The organism is Allochromatium palmeri (genome assembly GCF_009720725.1).
Lineage (GTDB): Bacteria > Pseudomonadota > Gammaproteobacteria > Chromatiales > Chromatiaceae > Thermochromatium > Thermochromatium palmeri.
The window spans coordinates 19,313-35,358 of sequence record NZ_WNKT01000024.1 but is presented as its reverse complement, the minus strand read 5'-3'; the positions used below and the strand labels follow the sequence as shown (position 1 = coordinate 35,358).

At 63.7% G+C, this 16,046-nt stretch carries 11 protein-coding genes; 4 read left to right on the top strand and 7 right to left on the bottom strand.

Annotated features, from left to right (window positions below):
* Window positions 1–4: 4 nt before the first annotated feature.
* Complete coding sequence (clpB, locus tag GJ668_RS11770; protein WP_186343065.1) at window positions 5–2,602, bottom strand: ATP-dependent chaperone ClpB; 2,598 nt, start codon at window positions 2,600–2,602, stop codon at window positions 5–7.
* Window positions 2,603–2,696: 94 nt separating this feature from the next.
* Between clpB and GJ668_RS11765 the strand changes: the two genes are divergently transcribed.
* Window positions 2,697–3,617: a LysR substrate-binding domain-containing protein gene (locus GJ668_RS11765; RefSeq protein ID WP_186343064.1), complete on the top strand. Its 921-nt coding sequence runs from the start codon at window positions 2,697–2,699 to the stop codon at window positions 3,615–3,617.
* Window positions 3,618–3,669: 52 nt separating this feature from the next.
* On the opposite strand, the gene GJ668_RS11760 is transcribed toward GJ668_RS11765, so the two are convergent.
* The 3 genes from GJ668_RS11760 to GJ668_RS11750 form a co-directional block, all read right to left on the bottom strand.
* Complete coding sequence (locus tag GJ668_RS11760) at window positions 3,670–4,002, bottom strand: type II toxin-antitoxin system PemK/MazF family toxin (protein WP_155450345.1); 333 nt, start codon at window positions 4,000–4,002, stop codon at window positions 3,670–3,672.
* Window positions 4,002–4,259 carry an AbrB/MazE/SpoVT family DNA-binding domain-containing protein gene (locus tag GJ668_RS11755; protein ID WP_155450344.1) on the bottom strand — a complete coding sequence of 86 codons (258 nt, stop codon included), beginning with the start codon at window positions 4,257–4,259 and terminating at the stop codon, window positions 4,002–4,004. The genes GJ668_RS11760 and GJ668_RS11755 overlap by 1 nt, the downstream gene beginning before the upstream one ends.
* A 103-nt stretch (window positions 4,260–4,362) precedes the next feature.
* A complete protein-coding gene (locus GJ668_RS11750; protein WP_155450343.1) occupies window positions 4,363–8,214 on the bottom strand; it encodes a DUF3683 domain-containing protein in 3,852 nt (1,283 codons plus the stop codon).
* Between the two features lie 248 nt (window positions 8,215–8,462).
* On the opposite strand from GJ668_RS11750, the gene mnmL reads away from it, so the two are divergent.
* Genes mnmL through ubiV form a run of 3 tightly spaced genes read left to right on the top strand, consistent with a single transcriptional unit; the run spans window position 8,463 to window position 11,409 of the window.
* Window positions 8,463–9,434, top strand: coding sequence for a tRNA modification radical SAM protein MnmL/YtqA (gene mnmL / locus GJ668_RS11745; protein WP_155450342.1), 972 nt, complete (start codon window positions 8,463–8,465; stop codon window positions 9,432–9,434).
* Between the two features lie 21 nt (window positions 9,435–9,455).
* Window positions 9,456–10,451, top strand: a complete 996-nt coding sequence (gene ubiU, locus GJ668_RS11740; RefSeq protein ID WP_155450341.1) for a ubiquinone anaerobic biosynthesis protein UbiU — start codon at window positions 9,456–9,458, stop codon at window positions 10,449–10,451.
* 28 nt (window positions 10,452–10,479) lie between these two features.
* Window positions 10,480–11,409 (top strand): ubiquinone anaerobic biosynthesis protein UbiV, encoded by a 930-nt coding sequence (gene ubiV / locus GJ668_RS11735; protein WP_155450340.1) that lies wholly within the window; start codon window positions 10,480–10,482, stop codon window positions 11,407–11,409.
* A 12-nt stretch (window positions 11,410–11,421) separates the two neighbouring features.
* Here the strand turns inward: ubiV and GJ668_RS11730 are convergent, their stop codons facing one another.
* Genes GJ668_RS11730 through xrtA form a run of 3 tightly spaced genes read right to left on the bottom strand, consistent with a single transcriptional unit; the run spans window position 11,422 to window position 16,026 of the window.
* On the bottom strand, window positions 11,422–13,308 hold the full coding sequence (locus tag GJ668_RS11730) for an XrtA/PEP-CTERM system amidotransferase (protein ID WP_155450339.1): 1,887 nt from the start codon (window positions 13,306–13,308) through the stop codon (window positions 11,422–11,424).
* Window positions 13,309–13,331: 23 nt separating this feature from the next.
* Window positions 13,332–14,507: a TIGR03088 family PEP-CTERM/XrtA system glycosyltransferase gene (locus GJ668_RS11725; RefSeq protein WP_155450338.1), complete on the bottom strand. Its 1,176-nt coding sequence runs from the start codon at window positions 14,505–14,507 to the stop codon at window positions 13,332–13,334.
* Window positions 14,500–16,026: an exosortase A gene (gene xrtA / locus GJ668_RS11720; protein WP_155450337.1), complete on the bottom strand. Its 1,527-nt coding sequence runs from the start codon at window positions 16,024–16,026 to the stop codon at window positions 14,500–14,502. The genes GJ668_RS11725 and xrtA overlap by 8 nt, the downstream gene beginning before the upstream one ends.
* Between the last annotated feature and the right edge of the window lie 20 nt (window positions 16,027–16,046).

The window sequence follows — 16,046 nt, the reverse complement described above, 5'->3', positions numbered from 1 at the left end:
GTCGTTAATCGACCACCTCACCCTGTAATACCCGCTCAAAGGCAAGCTGGCCGTCTTCCAGCCCGACCTCGATCAGATCGCCCGGACCAAACTTGCCCGAGAGGATCTCCTGCGCCAGCGGATTTTCGAGCTGGGCGCGGATGGCGCGCTTGAGCGGACGGGCGCCATAGACCGGATCGAAGCCGGCCGCACCGAGATGATCGAGCGCCGCGTCGCTGACGTCGAGCCGCATGTCGCGCTCGGCCAGACGCTGCTGTAGATAGCCGAGCTGAATCCGCGCGATGGCCCGGATCTGCGCTTGTTGCAGCGGATGGAAAACCACGATTTCGTCGAGCCTGTTAATGAACTCGGGGCGGAAGGCATGACGCACCACCTCCATCACGGCGTCCTTCATTTCGGCATAGTGCGCTTCGCCGGCGCGCTGCTGGATGATGTCCGAGCCGAGATTGGAGGTCATGACGATCACTGAGTTACGAAAATCGACCGTGCGCCCCTGGCCGTCGGTGAGCCGACCGTCGTCGAGCACCTGGAGCAGCACGTTGAAGACGTCCGGATGCGCCTTCTCGACCTCGTCGAGCAGGATCAGGCTGTAGGGCCGGCGGCGGATGGCCTCGGTCAGATAGCCGCCTTCCTCATAGCCGACATAGCCGGGCGGCGCGCCGATGAGCCGGGCGACCGAGTGCTTCTCCATGAACTCAGACATATCGATGCGGACCATGGCCTCCTCGGTGTCGAACAGGAAGCTGGCCAGCGCCTTACAGAGTTCGGTCTTGCCGACACCGGTCGGTCCCAGGAACAGGAAGGAACCGATCGGTCGCCCCGGATCGGACAGTCCGGCACGCGAGCGGCGGATGGCATCGCTCACCGCGCGCACCGCCTCGCCCTGCCCCACCACGCGCTGTTCGAGTTCGGATTCCATGCGCAGCAGCTTCTCGCGCTCGCCCTCCAACATCCGGGAGACCGGGATGCCGGTCCATTTGGACACGACCTCGGCGACCTCCTCGTCCGTGACCTTGTTGCGCAACAACCGGTTCTCGCCGTGCTCGATCTCGGCGGCGGCCGTCAGTTGTTTCTCCAGCTCGGGGACGCGGCCGTATTGCAGCTCGGACATGCGCGTCCAGTCGCCGGCACGGCGCGCGGTCTCCATTTCCAAGCGCACCCGGTCGAGTGCTTCTTTGATATGCGCGGTGCCCTGCACAGCGGCCTTCTCGGCTTTCCAGATCTCGTCGAGATCGGCGAACTCGCGCTCCAGACGCTGAATCTGGCCTTCCAAGTCGGCCAGACGCTTTCTGGACGCGTCGTCGGATTCTTTTTTGAGCGCCTCACGCTCGATCTTGAACTGGATCAACCGCCGGTCGAGCCGGTCCATCTCCTCGGGCATGGAATCGATCTCCATGCGGATGCGCGAGGCGGCCTCGTCGATCAGGTCGATGGCCTTGTCGGGCAACTGCCGGTCGGCAATGTAGCGATGCGAGAGTGTGGCGGCGGCGACGATCGCCGTGTCGGTGATCTCGACGGCGTGATGGACCTCGTAGCGTTCTTTCAAACCGCGCAGAATGGCGATGGTGTCCTCGACGTTCGGCTCGTCGACCAGTACCTTCTGGAAGCGGCGTTCGAGCGCGGCGTCCTTCTCGACATACTTGCGATATTCATCGAGCGTGGTCGCGCCGACACAGTGCAGCTCGCCACGCGCCAGGGCCGGTTTGAGCATGTTGCCGGCGTCCATCGAACCTTCAGCCTTGCCGGCACCGACCATGGTGTGCAGCTCGTCGATGAATAGGATGACATTGCCCTCTTGCTTGGCAATGTCGTTGAGCACCGCCTTGAGCCGTTCCTCGAACTCGCCGCGGAACTTGGAGCCTGCAATCAACGCCGCCATGTCGAGCGCCAGCAGCCGCTTGGACTTCAGCCCTTCCGGCACCTCGCCATTGATGATGCGCTGGGCCAGACCCTCGACGATCGCGGTCTTACCCACGCCGGGCGCTCCGATCAGCACCGGATTGTTCTTGGTGCGCCGCTGCAAGACCTGGATGGTGCGGCGGATCTCGTCGTCGCGTCCGATCACGGGGTCGAGCTTGCCCTGCTCGGCGCGCTCGGTCAGGTCGATGGTGTATTTTTCGAGCGCCTGGCGCTGTTCCTCGGCATTGGGATCGTTGACGGCCTGCCCGCCGCGCACAGTCTGGATTGCCTGCTCAATCGCGCTCTTGCTGGCGCCGGCCTCACGCAGGGCCGTGCCGAGTGCGCCCTTGTCCTCCAGCGCCGCGAGCACGAAGAGTTCGGATGAGATGTATTGATCATTGCGCTGCTGGGCGAGCTTGTCGGTCAGGTTGAGCAGGCGCGAGAGATCATTGCTCACATGCACGTCGCTACCGACGCCCTGCACGGTCGGCAGCCGTTCGAGCGCCTCGCCGAGCGCCGAGCGCAGTTTGTTGGCGTTGACGTCGGCCTTGTTGAGCAGATGGCGGATGGTGCCGCCTTCCTGATCGAGCAGGGCCGCCATCAGATGGACGGGTTCGATGAACTGATGATCGCGACCCAGGGCCAGACTCTGAGCGTCGGCCAGGGCCAGTTGGAATTTAGCGGTCAGTTTATCCTGTCTCACGGTCGTTGACTCCTGCGAAAATTTCCGGTCGATTGATCGGGAAATTGGGGCGCGGCGGCACGCGAATCAAGCGAATTTCCGCTATCATGCGCGCGTGAACCTACGTGACCTCAAATACATCCTCGCCGTCGCCGAGACGCGCCATTTCGGGCGCGCCGCCGATCGCTGTTTCGTCAGTCAGCCGACCCTGAGCGGTCAGATCAAAAAGCTGGAGGACGAACTCGACGTGGTCATCTTCGAGCGCACCAACCGTTCGGTCGAGATCACCCCGGTCGGCGCGGCTATCCTCGCCCATGCGCGCCTGGCGCTCGAACAGGCCGAGGCCATCGAGCAGGTTGCGCGCGCCTATCAGGATCCCATGGCCGGGCCACTGCGTATCGGTGCCATCCCGACGCTCAGTCCTTATCTGATGCCGCTGATCCTGATGCCGCTCAAGCAGACCTATCCGCAGCTCAGGCTGGTGCTCTCCGAGGAGATTACCGACCTGCTGCTCGGTCGGCTCGCCCGCCATGAGATCGATGCTGCACTCCTGGCCACTGCCGTCGACGAGAACGACTTCGACAGTCTGCCGCTGTTCGAGGAACCCTTCTGGCTGGCCCATCCGGTCAAGCATCCGCTGCAAACCCATCCCGAGATCACCGCCCGCGATCTCGAAGACATCGAACTGCTGCTGCTGGCCGACGGCCACTGTCTGACCCATCAGGTAATGGACGTTTGCCATCTGAGCGAGCGCCCGCACCGGGGCGAAATGGCCGATCTGCGCGCCTCAAGCCTGGAGACGCTGCTGCAACTGGTGCGCGCCGGATTCGGCTGCACGCTCATTCCGGCGCTGGCGGTGCGTAGCGGAGCGATGGGCGACAACGGGCTCGTCACCCGCTCGCTGGCGACCCTGCCCGACGCCTATCGACGCATCTCGCTGGTGTTCCGCAAGAGCTTCCCGCGCCGTCAGGCGCTGGAAGCCTTTGCTCAGGTGGTGCGCGATCAACTGCCCGAGACCGTCAGACGCCTGAAGTAACGGTTCAAAGACAGATTCGACATCGCGGTTCCTTCCCTCTCTCCCCGACTCCTCACGCGAAGATCGGGGCTACTTTGGCGAGCACCTCGTTAAGCACTGACTGCGGCACACTTTCAAGCTTGCGGCCGCGACGTGATCCAATATCCAGAGCGCGGGGCTGGTCGCAGCGCACAACGCCTGTCGTTTGCGTACCAACACCCATCAGCGACACAGCAAAGCCAGCCGTGCGCGCAAAATTGCCACCGCTGGTGATGGATAGCACAATGGGGGTTCGTGTCAGCCGGTTGAACGCCACAGGCGACACCACCAGCACCGGCCGTGTCCCCTGTTGCTCATGACCTGAGGTCGGGTCAAGCGAAACGAGATAGATGTCGCCACGCTCCATTACAACAGCTCGCCACCGACTGCGGGGGCATCGAGCCATTCTCTATCTTCGGCTGAGAGCTCAGCGTTGGCGTCGCATTGAGCGAGTAACTCATCGAGTGTGTAGTGCGGCGGTGGATTGGGATTGACGACCAGACAACCATGATCGACTGCAAGGCCGACTGTCACACCGGCGCGCAGGTGCAGTTGGTCAAGAAAAGCGGGGGGAACGGCCAACATGACCGATCCACCAACCTTGCGCAAACTGGTTGTATGCATCACTCACCCCTCAAACAGATTGAATTATACATAAATATAACAAGCATCTCGTCTTGCATCCAAATATCTTCAGCTCATGGCGCGTAGGTCCAGAGAACGTGACTCAAAGCAACACCCGCTCGATGCCGTCGACCTGGACCCGCTCGATGAAACGCGCGCGCCAGTCGGCGCCCAACAGCCGCTCGGCCAGCTCGACCACGATATAGTCGGTCATTAGTCCGGTGTCGTCCTGATAGCGGCCCAGGCCCTGCTGACAGGCCGGACAGGCGGTGAGCAGCTTGACCGCGCCGTTTTCGACCCGATCGCGGCCGGTCAGGGCCTGGATGCCGGCGGTCAGTTCCTCCTGCTTACGGAAGCGCACCTGATTGGCAATGTCGGGCCGTGAAGCACCGAGCGTCCCGGCCTCGCCGCAACAGCGATCCGAGAGCCGTACCGGCTGACCCATGAGACTCGCGGCGACCTTGAGCGGCGCATGGGTCTTCATCGGGGTATGGCAGGGATCGTGATAGAGGTACTGCACGCCCGCTCCCGCGTCCAATGCGACGCCCCGCTCCATCAGCCATTCATGGATGTCGAGCAGCCGGCAGCCGGGGAAGATGCGCTCGAACTCGTATTTGAGCAACTGATCCATGCAGGTGCCGCAGGAGACGACCACGGTGTTGATATCCAGATAGTTCAGGGTGTTGGCCACACGATGGAACAGCACCCGGTTCTCCATGGTGATCCGGCGTCCACGTTCCTCCAGACCCGCCGCGCTCTGCGGATAACCGCAGCAGAGATACCCCGGCGGCAGCACGGTCTGCACGCCCTGCTCCCACAGCATGGCCAGTGTCGCCAGCCCCACATCCGAATACAGTCGCTCCGAGCCGCAGCCGGGGAAGTAGAAGACGGCCTCGGCTTCATCGGCCACGCGCGGGTCGCGCAGAATGGGCACCTGGGTGCGGTCTTCCAGTTCCAGCACATCGCGGAAAGTGCGCTTGGGCAGGGGCACGCGCACCGAGCGTCCGACCAGCTCGACCATCTGGCCGGCCAGTGCCGGGCGACCCGTGGTCGAACCGGGCTGGGTGATGCGCCGCCGGGTCAGGCCCAGGGTCTTGGCCAGCCGATGGGCCTGATTCATGGCCGCGAAGCCCCATTCGGCCAACCCCAGGCGCATCAAGCGAATCGCACGCGGATCAGTGCGATTGAGGAACTGCATCGCCGCCCAGGCGCCGGGGCTGAAACGCTTCTGGCCGCGCTCGACCAGGATGCGGCGCAGGCGCGTGGTCACTTCACCGAAGTCGATGTTGACCGGGCACGGGGTCAGACACTTGTGGCAGACGGTGCAGTGGTCTGCAATGTCGTTCATCTCCTCGAAGTGACGCCGCGACAGCCCGCGCCGGGTCTGTTCCTCATAGAGAAACGCTTCGATGATGAGTCCGGTGCCGAGGATCTTGTTGCGCGGTGAATAGAGCAGATTGGCGCGCGGGACATGGGTCATGCACTTGGGCTTGCACTTGCCGCAGCGCAGACAGTGCTTCACATCGTCGTTGAGTGCGCCGAGTTCGGTCTCTTCCAGGATGATGGCTTCCTGCTGCAACAACCGCAGCGAGGGCGTGTAGGCGCCGTCCAGACCCGAGCCGGGCATCAGCTTGCCGCGATTGAATACCGCCTTGGGATCGATCCGCCGCTTGTAGGCGACGAAGGCATCGAGCTTTTCACGCTCCAGGAATCGGAGCTTGGTCAGACCGATCCCATGCTCACCCGAGATCACGCCGCCAAGTCCGGTCGCCAGTTCCATGATGCGCTCGACGATACGGTCGGCCTCGTGCAGCATGGCGTAATCAGACGAATGCACCGGGATGTTGGTATGGACGTTGCCGTCGCCGGCGTGCATGTGCAGCGCGACGAACAGACGTGAGTCACGCACCTGACGGTGGATCTCGCGCAGACGCTCGCGTACCCGCGCCAGTTCCTGGCCGGAGAAGATCTCATCCAAACGGTCGGCGACCTCAGCGCGGATCGACTGGCGCAGATCGCGGCGCAGCATCATGGCGCCGAGCGTGTCGCCCTCGCGGATCTGTGAGCGGGCCGAGGCATCTATCAGCTCCAGATGATCAGCGGTTGGGGCGTCGAGTTGCTCCAGAATCCTCTGCCAGCGCGCACGCACCCGCCGAACAGCGTCTCGCGCCGCTTCGCGCTTGGCCTCCAGGATGGCGCGCGCCTCGTCTGAACCCTCATAGTCACCCGCCACCCGTGCTTCGGGCAGCTCGGAATCCAGATACTCGAGGACGGCCGCCAGGATGGCGTCCTTGTTGCGAATAGACTGCTCAATGTTGATGCGCTCGATGCCGCGGCTGTAGTCGGCGAGCCGGTCGAGCGGGATGACCACGTCCTCGTTGATCTTGAAGGCGTTGGTGTGCCGCGAGATGGCGGCTGTGCGTGCGCGGTCGAGCCAGAAGCGTTTGCGGGCCTCGGGACTGATGGCGATGAAGCCCTCGCCGTCGCGTCCCCGGGCGATGGCGACCATCCGCTCGGCGGCCGCACTGACGGCCGACTCGTCGTCGCTGACCAGATCAGCGATCAGCACCATCTTCGGCAGCTCATGACGCGCGGCCTTGGTCGCATAGCCGACAGCCCGCACATAGCGCTCATCGAGATGCTCAAGACCCGCCATCTGCACCGCCGGCAAGGATTCGATCAGTTCCTTGATCTGGACGATCGCCGGCACCGCGAGATCCAGATCCGTGCCGAAGAACTCCAGACAGACGGTGCGCACCTGCTCCGGCATCCGGTGCAGGACGAAGCGCGCCGAGGTGATGATCCCGTCGCAACCCTCTTTCTGCACGCCGGGCAGACCGGAAAGGAACTTGTCGGTCACGTCCTTGCCGAGTCCGACCTTGCGGAAGCTCGACCCCGGCATCTCCAGGATCTCGGGTTCACCGCGCGGCGTTGTGCCATCCGGGGCGAAGCGCGACAGCCGGAAACGCACCAGTTCCTGATCGTGGATACGGCCCAGGTTGTGATCGAGTCGCTCGACCTCCAGCCAGTCGGCTTCGGGCGTGACCAGGCGCCAGGAGGCCAGGTTGTCGAGCGCCGTGCCCCAGAGCACTGCCTTCTTGCCGCCGGCATTCATGGCGATATTGCCGCCGATGCAGGAGGCATCCTGCGAGGTCGGATCGACCGCGAACGCCAGACCGTTGGTCTCGGCCAGATCCGAAACCCGGCGCGTGACCACGCCCGCCCCGCAGTGCGCCGTCGGCACCAGCCCGTCGACACCCGGCAGCGCGACCCGCTCGACGCCCGAGAGCCGGTCGAGCTTCTCGGTATTGATGACGGCGGTCAGCGGATGCAGCGGCACGGCCGAGCCGGTGTAGCCGGTGCCGCCGCCGCGCGGGATGAGCGTTAGACCGCAGTCGATACAGGCGCGCACGATGGGTGCGACCTCGGCTTCGGTATCGGGCGAGATAACCACGAACGGCAGCTCGACGCGCCAGTCGGTGGCATCGGTCGCGTGCGAGACGCGCGCCAGCCCGCCGAAGTCGAGATTGTCGGCGCGCGTGATCCCGGCCAGCGCCAGACGCAAGCGGGCGCGCTGACGCTGTTCCTGCTCGAACCAGTCGCCGAAACGCTTCACCGCTGCGCGCGCGGCAGCCAGCAGCTCGGCGGCGCGCCGGTTGTCGTTCAGACGCCGCTCGAACTGATCGAGTCGATGATCGAGCGCCTGGAGCAGCAGACGCCGCCGCTTGAGGTTGTCGAGCAGGTCGTCCTGCAAGTAGGGATTGCGGGTCACGACCCACATGTCGCCCAGCACCTCGAACAGCATCCGCGCCGAGCGTCCGGTGCGGCGCGTGCCGCGCAGTTCCTCGATCAAGCGCCACATCGGCTCGCCCAGGAAGCGGATGACGATCTCGCGATCGGAGAAGGAGGTGTAGTTGTAGGGGATCTCGCGGAGACGGGCGGCGGAATCGGGCATATCGGCTGAACCAGGGCTGGAATTTTTGCAGTGCACAAATTTTACTGCAAATCCGCCGGGTATCGGCCATGGCATTTGGCAAGCCGGGTCAAACAACCGCCTGATCAGGCGCAAACCGGGCCGCCATCTGAAGCGAGCCGATTCGAGTGCGATGATTAGACGCGCGTTTTGCAGCAGACTCGATTGATCACTATACTGACCGGTCCAGATCGAACGCCGATCGCCGCCGCTCGGTTGATGCCAGACTCATGCCTTCCCCGTCCGCTCCACATCGCGCGCTCAGTGATCGCGTCAACACCTTCGGTCAGTACCTGCTGAAGCGCTATGGCCAGCGGGTGCACAAGCTCGCACTCAATGCCGGCTTCACCTGCCCGAACCGCGACGGCACCAAGGGACATGGCGGCTGCACCTTCTGTAACAACGTCTCCTTTGGCCCCAACGCCCGGCGTGCGCCCGAGATCGATCCGCAGCTCGACGCCGGACGCGGCGTGCTCGCCAAGCGCACCGGCGCACGGCGGTTTATGGCCTACTTCCAAACCTACACCAACACATACGACGAAATCGCCGTGCTGCGCGAACGCTATGACAGCGCACTCCTGCACGCCGATGTCGTCGGGTTGTCGGTGGGCACGCGCCCGGACTGCGTGCCGGAGGCCGTTCTCGATCTGCTGGCCAGTTATCGCGCACGCGGCAAGGAAGTCTGGCTCGAACTCGGCTTGCAATCGGCCAACGATGCCACGCTGGCGCGCGTCAATCGCGGGCACGGTTTCGCCGAATACCGCACAGCGGTGACGGCGGCGCACCGACGCGGCATCCCCGTCTGCGCCCATCTCATCATCGGGCTGCCGGGCGAAGGGCACGCTGAAGCACTCACCACGCTCGACCGGGTGCTGGAGCTGGGCGTCGAGGGGCTGAAAGTCCATCCGCTGCATATCGTGCGTCACACCCGGCTGGCCATCGACTGGCGCCGGGGCGACTATACCCCGCTCGAATTGGACGATTATGTGGCCATCTGCGCCGATCTGGTCGAGCGCACGCCAGCGAGCGTGGTCTATCATCGCCTGACCGGGACGGCCTCGCGCGACATCCTGCTCGCGCCCGACTGGTGCAGCCGCAAATGGGCGGTGCTCAACGCCATCGAGGCCGAATTGTTCCGTCGCGGCACGCGCCAGGGCGAGCGTGCCGACACACCCACTCATCGACTCGTCAACACTGCCTGACCCTCGGGGGATCCCAACACCATGGAGCTCGTCTGTCCCGCCGGCAATCTGCCGATGCTCAAGGCGGCCGTCGACAATGGCGCCGATGCCGTCTATATCGGTTTTCGCGACGATACCAACGCGCGCCACTTCGCCGGCCTCAACTTCAACGACAAGCAGATCGCCGAGGGCGTCAAATACGCCCATGACCGTCGGGTCAAGGTGTTCGTCGCCATCAACACCTATGCCCAGCCCAACGGCTGGGAGCGCTGGACGGCGGCCGTCGACCGCGCTGCCGGCTTCGGAGTCGATGCGATTATCCTTGCCGACATGGGCGTGCTCGACTATGCCGCCGAACGCCATCCGAACGTCAATCTGCATCTGTCGGTGCAGGGTTCGGCGACCAACCCGGCCGCGATCGGCTTCATGCAGCGTCATTTCGGCATCAAGCGGGTCGTCGTGCCGCGCGTGCTCTCGCTGACCCAGGTCGCGCATCTGATCCAGGAAACCTCGGTTCCGGTTGAGATCTTCGGCTTCGGCAGTCTGTGCGTGATGGTCGAGGGACGCTGTCTGCTGTCGTCCTATGCTAGTGGTCAGTCACCCAATACCTTTGGCGCCTGCTCGCCAGCCTCGCATGTCGAATGGCGCGACACGCCTCAGGGCCAGGAGACGCGCCTCGGCGGGGTGCTGCTCGAACGTCGCTCGCACGGCGAGGCCGCCGGCTATCCGACCATCTGTAAAGGCCGTTATCAGATCGGCGGCGAGCTGCGTCATGCCATCGAGGAGCCGACCAGTCTCAACACGCTCGACATCCTGCCCGATATCCTGGCCGCCGGTGTGAGCGCCATCAAGATCGAAGGCCGTCAGCGCAGTACGCGCTATGTAACCCAGGTCGCCAAGGTCTGGCGCGAGGCGATCGACGCCTGCAAGCGCAATCCGCAGGCGTTCCGGCCCAAGGAGAGCTGGAACCAGATCCTGGCGCAGGTCTCCGAGGGCGCACAAACCACCATCGGTCCTTACGAGCGTACCTGGCACTGATCCGATAGCGAACGATTCGAACCAACCCATGTCAGCCTTGAATACCCCAGCCCATCGCCCGCGTCTCTCGCTCGGCCCCATCCTGTATCTGTGGCCGCGCGAGCAGGTGCTCGATTTCTATGCCGAGCTGCTCGAAACCCCGGTGGACGTCGTCTATCTGGGCGAGACCATCTGCTCCAAACGCCGTCAGCTCAAGCCCGAGGATTATTGGGAACTGGCCGAGCGTGTCACCGCCGCCGGCAAGCAGGCCGTCATCTCGACCCTGGCCCTGATCGAGTCCGATGGCGAATTGAAGACCCTCAAGCGGATCTGTGCCGATGAGCGCTTCATGATCGAAGCCGGTGACCTGGCCGCGCTCGATTTCCTGGAAGGCCGGCCTTTCGTCGCCGGGCACTCGATCAACCTCTACAACCATCGCACGCTCGCTTTCCTGGCCGAGCGCGGACTCAAGCGCTGGGTGATGCCGGTGGAACTGGGGCGCGACACCGCCGCCGATCTGCTCAAACATCGCCCCGAGGGTGTCGAGTGCGAGCTATTCGCCTTCGGCCGGCTACCGCTGGCCTATTCGGCGCGCTGCTTCACGGCCTACAACCGGGGTCTGGGTAAGGACAACTGCGAGTTCTGCTGCGGCGACTATCCGGATGGCGTACTGGTCACGACCCAGGAGGGCCAGGAGTTCCTGAGCCTCAACGGCATCCAGACCCAGTCGGCCGGCACCCACAACCTGCTGGCGTCCCTCGATGAGGTGCGCGCCCTGGGCGTGGATCTGCTGCGCATCAGTCCGCAGTCCAAGCACACCGCCGATGTTGTCCGGACCTTCGCCGACTGTCTGACCGGCGATCTCGATCCGGCTGAGGGTACGGCGCGTCTGAGCGGCTGGGCGCCCTCGGGTCTGTGCGATGGCTACTGGACCGGGCAGTCCGGTTATCAGGTCGGAATGCCGGCGGCCATCGGATAAGCCCGAGCGGGCCTAGAGTCGTGCGTTGAACGCGGCGAACATCATCAGACTCCAGATCGCGGGACTGAAGTCCCGCATCCCGGATTGATGCTGATCGACGATCCAACGCACTTGCTGCGCATCGAAGAATCCGGAGTCCAACAGCGGCTCGCCGAGCAGAAGCTGGCGGACGCGCTCGCGCAACGGCCCCCTGAACCAGGAGGTGAGCGGTACCGCGAAACCCATCTTGGGTCGGTAAAGCGTCTCGGAGCCGAGATAGGGCTCTAGCGCCTTCTTGAGGATCCATTTCCCCTCGCCGCCCGCGTACTTGAGATCGGGCGACAATCCCGAGGCCCAGTCCAGGAACACATGGTCGAGAATGGGCACCCGGACCTCCAGCGCATGCGCCATGCTGGCGCGATCGACCTTGGTCAGGATATCGCCGGGCAGATAGGTCTTCATGTCGAGATACTGCACGCGCGAGAGCGGATGCTCGGGGGCGCGCACGGCATGGCGTCTCAGCACCTCGACCGCGCTATAACCCTGTAGCTCGCGCTTGAGCCGCGCTGAGAACAGATTGCGGCGCACGCCATCGGTCAGAATGGAGACGCTCTCGAAATAGCCCTCGACCGAATCGAGCGCCAGAGCTTGCAGGGTCGATTTGGCCCGCAGTACCTTCGGCGCCCAATCGGCCTTGGGATAGAGCGCGCCGAGCAACCCGAATACCGGTCCTCGAAACCATTGCGGAATCCGGCCGCGTACCCGTTCTTCGTGCAGATGCCAGCGATAGCGCCGATAGCCGGCGAAGCTCTCGTCGCCGCCGTCGCCGGAGAGACACACGGTGACACGTTTACGCGCCAGTTCGCAGACGCGATAGGTCGGCATCGCCGAGCTGTCGGCATAGGGTTCATCGTAGATCCCGGCGAGACGCTCGATCAGTTCAAAATCGTCCGGCTCGACCGACTCGACATGATGATTGGTCTCATAGCGACGCGCGACCTGCTCGGCATAGGCGCTCTCGTTGAAGGCCGGATCGCCAAAGGAAATCGAACAGGTGTTGACCGGCTGGTCGGACAGACCGGCCATCATCGCGACCACGGCGCTCGAATCGACGCCGCCCGAGAGGAAGGCGCCGAGCGGAACTTCGGCGACCAGACGAATGTTCACCGCCTCGCGCAGACGCTCGATGACCTCGACCGTTGCCTCGCCCACGTCCTGCACCCCATTCGACCGGAACGCGACGTCCCAATACTCGCGTGATTCGGGCCGCTGGTTTGCACCGCGCCGGATGCTCAGGGTATGACCGGGCGGCAGCTTGTGAATGGACTTGAAGATGCTGCGCGGATCGGGCACATAGCCATAGGCGAAGTATTCCTCGACGGCCAGCGGATCGATCTCGCGCGAGAGCGAGGCGTCTTCCAGCAGGGCCTTGATCTCGGAGCCAAACAGGAGCTGACCGTCGGGTCGCCAGGCATAGTGCAGCGGCTTGATGCCGAGTCGGTCGCGCGCCAGAAACAGCGTCTCGCGGTTGCGATCCCAGAGTGCAAAGGCGAACATGCCGCGAAACCGCTCGACACAGCGCTCGCCCCATTCCTCCCAGGCATGGACGATGACCTCGGTGTCACAGTGGGTGCGAAAGCGGTGCCCGGCAGCGGTCAGTTCGCGCGCCAGTTCCTGGAAGTTGTAGATCTCGCCGTTGTAGACCACGACCACCGTCTGGTCTTCGTTGAAGAGCGGCTGCTGCCCCGAGGCCAGATCGATGATCGAGAGCCGTCGATGGGCCAGACCCACGCCCGGCTCGATGTGCTGCCCGCCCTCATCCGGGCCACGATGGAAGAGCGACTGGTTCATCCGGGCGAGTAAGGCGGCGTCGACGTCCCGGCGCTCGCGTGTATCGAAAAGACCTGAGATACCACACATGCGGTTGAATATCCTATGGCTGCCTATTCATCGAGCAGATCTGCGTAGACCTGCGCATAGCGTTCGACCATCCCGGTGAGACTGAAGTCACGCTCGGCCCGCTGGCGTCCGTTATGCGCGTGTTCGGCACGCACGGCGGGATGATGACCATAGTGGCGTAGACGCTCAGCGATGGCCGAGGGGTCGGCACGCGGCACCAGATAGCCGGTCGCCTCGGGTTCGACCAGTTCACCATTGCCGCCGACGGCCGTGGCGATGACCGGCAGTCCCGTCCCCATGGCTTCCAGGATGGTGTTGGAGATGCCCTCGCCCAGCGAGGGCAACACGAAGAGATCGAAGGCGCGCAGACACTCGGGTACGTCGTTGCGCGTGCCTGCCATCCAGACGATTGTGTCCAAACCGGACTGACGCACGAAGGCCGCGATGGCGTCACGCTGCGAGCCGTCGCCGACCATCACGAGCCGCAAACGCCGGGCGCCATCCGGCTCGCTCGCCACCAGCTCAGCGAAGGCGCGGGCGAGCGTCATTTGATCCTTGACCTGCTCCAGGCGTCCGATAGTGCCGATCACGAGCTGTTCCGGGCCCGCGAATCCAGCAGGCAGCACAGCGCGACAGGCGCGCTCGTCCGCGCAGGGATGAAAGCGTTCGAGATCGACCCCGTTGCAAATGGTCGCAATCCGCGCAGGCGACACCCCGATGTCCTCGATCAAATAGGAGGCCAGATCGCGCGAGAGCGGAATATAACGCCGTACCAGTGGCCGGAACGCCTGGCGCAACCAGCGATATTTGCGGCTCGTATTGTCGAGATCATGCACGTCGCGCCCATGCTCGCCATGCACGCGACCGCGCACACCGGCCAGCCAGGCCGGAAGCTGTGACTCCAGCGCCGAGAGATTGCGCGTATGCACGATCGCCGGACGCAGACGGCGTAACAGTCTCCAGAGTCGGACATAAAGCCCGAAATCCTGTCCCGCACGTTTGTGCAACGCATAGACCTCGACCGGAACCTGGAGACGCTGTCTGAAGACCGCGTCGTAGTCATCGAGACAGATGATGGCATGACGAAAACGCGCCGGCGGCAAACGGTTGATGAGGTTGACCAGACCGTTCTCCAGTCCGCCGACATCGAGACGGTAGATGATGTGAACGACCAGCGCGGGGGCCGCGTTGACCTCTGGCTGGCGGGACGGCTCAATCATCGCGGTTCTCGGTCAAGGCGCGTAAATGGATCTCCAGACGCGGTAACAGTGCTCGCGCGAAGGTCTCCAGACGTGCGCGCGCCGGTTCCGCCTTCAGCTCGATGGGGGTGTAGAGCGCGATGCGGGCCTGGTTGAGACGCTGACCGCTGAGCAAAATCCAGGCTTCCTGGAGCTTGGCCAACTGTGGGCTGGAGGTCTGATATCCATTGGTCCAGTACCAGTCCCAGACCAGCAGCGACTGAGTCGTGGACTTCAGCCGTGTCTCGGTTACACGCTGCATTCCGTCACCGAGATCGACCGAGCGGCGGGCCTGTTCAATCGAGCGCCAAACTGGATCCTTTTGGATAACCAAAACATGTTCCGAATTGACCATCTCACCCGAACCCTGACCATAGAGAGCCAGATAGACACCAGCCCGTTCATTTCCGTGTGCAAAATCCTGCCGCCAGGTCGCGGAGGACTCCAGAAATCTTGGGGTCCAGGCACTGAAATCCGTGTCCATGGGCGACCAGTTCACCAGTTCCGAGGCAATCTGGTGTCCAGGCCATTCGCGCTCGGCGGCCGCGCGCGACTCGATCCAAATCCCGAGCAGCGGCCAGACGACGAGCAGCAGCAGACCCAGGACCAGACCCAGTGTCTCATGTGTCAGGGAAGCCGGCTGGATCTTGCGGACCTCGAACGCTGGTGGCGCGGCCTCGGTCAAACTCGGACGTTCCGCGTCGGACCACAGATTGCCCAGCGCGAACAGCAGGAACATCACCAGTCCGAAGAACACCCAGCCATAGATCAGATGATCGACCCCCACGGCCAGACGCATGTCGCTCAGATGACCGATCATCACGATCAGATAGGCACGCAACCCATTGGCGAGGATGGGCGTGAGCGCTGCCAGCGCGATGAAGAGCAGACGCCGCCACAGGGCGTGATAGTTCAGATAGGCATAGAGCACCCCGAGAAAGACCGAGGCGATGAGATAGCGGATGCCGCTACAGGCCGCGACCACCGACCAGTCGCCGCTCGGGATGCTGAAGAAGGTGCCTTCCCAGTAGACCGGGAGACCCGAAAGACGCAGCAGGAAAACCGTGAAGGACGCGGTGAAGTCCATCAGGGGCGGGACGAGCCATTCCCCCATGGGCACCGCAAAGAACAGGAAGGCCAGCGGAAACCCCAGATAGCGCACCGCCGCCAGACCGAAGATCAGCCAAACGAGGATCGGAACCATGAGCACGGCGGCCAGTTGCTCGATCACCGCCACATCGATCAGCCGTGCCAGCAGCCAGACGAATCCAGTACCGGCCAGAATGGGCAGGGCACGCCAGTCGGTCCCATAGTCAAGCAGGCTCAGTCCATGACGCTTGCGCCAGATCAGAAAGAGCACGATCGGCACCACAAGGAAGCCATGGGCAAAGGTTTCCGAGCGCTCCCAGATCGCGACAATGCTCGCGAAGCTCGGCCACAGGAAGACTGACAGCAGCACGAACGCTCCAAACCACCACAACAGCCGTGTTTGCATCCGCATGGTTTCAAGTCCTCGGCGAT

Excerpts from the sequence above, each read along its gene's own strand:
- GJ668_RS11760 (WP_155450345.1), bottom strand. The coding sequence starts at position 4,002 with ATGGAGCGTGGCGACATCTATCTCGTTTCGCTTGACCCGACCTCAGGT.
- GJ668_RS11755 (WP_155450344.1), bottom strand. The coding sequence starts at position 4,259 with ATGCATACAACCAGTTTGCGCAAGGTTGGTGGATCGGTCATGTTGGCC.
- GJ668_RS11750 (WP_155450343.1), bottom strand. The coding sequence starts at position 8,214 with ATGCCCGATTCCGCCGCCCGTCTCCGCGAGATCCCCTACAACTACACC.
- mnmL (WP_155450342.1), top strand. The coding sequence starts at position 8,463 with ATGCCTTCCCCGTCCGCTCCACATCGCGCGCTCAGTGATCGCGTCAAC.
- ubiU (WP_155450341.1), top strand. The coding sequence starts at position 9,456 with ATGGAGCTCGTCTGTCCCGCCGGCAATCTGCCGATGCTCAAGGCGGCC.
- ubiV (WP_155450340.1), top strand. The coding sequence starts at position 10,480 with ATGTCAGCCTTGAATACCCCAGCCCATCGCCCGCGTCTCTCGCTCGGC.
- GJ668_RS11730 (WP_155450339.1), bottom strand. The coding sequence starts at position 13,308 with ATGTGTGGTATCTCAGGTCTTTTCGATACACGCGAGCGCCGGGACGTC.
- GJ668_RS11725 (WP_155450338.1), bottom strand. The coding sequence starts at position 14,507 with ATGATTGAGCCGTCCCGCCAGCCAGAGGTCAACGCGGCCCCCGCGCTG.
- xrtA (WP_155450337.1), bottom strand. The coding sequence starts at position 16,026 with ATGCGGATGCAAACACGGCTGTTGTGGTGGTTTGGAGCGTTCGTGCTG.